Source organism: Vibrio atypicus, assembly GCF_009811315.1.
GTDB classification, from domain to species: domain Bacteria; phylum Pseudomonadota; class Gammaproteobacteria; order Enterobacterales; family Vibrionaceae; genus Vibrio; species Vibrio atypicus.
The window spans coordinates 1-218 of sequence record NZ_BLID01000063.1 but is presented as its reverse complement, the minus strand read 5'-3'; the positions used below and the strand labels follow the sequence as shown (position 1 = coordinate 218).

Annotated in this window: 1 rRNA gene; it reads right to left on the bottom strand. The window is 42.7% G+C overall.

Annotated elements, in window-relative coordinates:
• Positions 1–137: 137 nt before the first annotated feature.
• A 16S ribosomal RNA gene (locus GVO60_RS22340) occupies positions 138–218 on the bottom strand; the annotation flags it as partial.

The following is a 218-nucleotide window of genomic DNA, read 5'->3' as shown; positions in this document are numbered from 1 at the left end:
AAACATTGAGAACTTTACAATCAACAATACATTGTTGATTTGTCAGCTTTCCAAATTGTTAAAGAGCAATAATAGCTCGAAGCTTGCGCTTCAAAACCATCAATCTGTGTGGACACTCATCGTGAGTAATCATCGTATAAGGAGGTGATCCAGCGCCAGGTTCCCCTAGCGCTACCTTGTTACGACTTCACCCCAGTCATGAACCACAAAGTGGTGAG